General features: G+C 38.3%; 1 protein-coding gene. It reads left to right on the top strand.

The genetic code is table 11. The features are described from left to right. Positions 1–264, top strand: a 264-nt coding sequence (locus tag HMPREF2637_RS00150; protein ID WP_141760004.1) for a Spy0128 family protein, incomplete at both ends; no start/stop codon positions are given.

Raw genomic sequence — 264 nt, 5'->3', positions numbered from 1 at the left:
AATTCAGCTTCGTACTTAAAGATTCAACAGGTAAGACTCTTGAAACTGTAAGCAATGATGCTTCTGGTAACGTTAAGTTCTCTAAACTTGAGTTCAAGAAAGATCAAGAAGGTGTTCACAACTACACAGTAGAAGAAGTTAAAGGAAGCGACGCAACCGTTACATACGACACAATGAAAGCGAATGTAACAGTTACAGTGAAACACGATGGTACAGCTAAAGTACTTATTGCGACTGTAGGCGACATTGCGGATAAAGAATTTA

Source organism: Streptococcus sp. HMSC065H07 (assembly GCF_001837325.1).
GTDB lineage: Bacteria > Bacillota > Bacilli > Lactobacillales > Streptococcaceae > Streptococcus > Streptococcus salivarius_H.
Note: the sequence above shows the minus strand (reverse complement) of the source record. Positions and strands in the feature narration are given on the sequence as shown.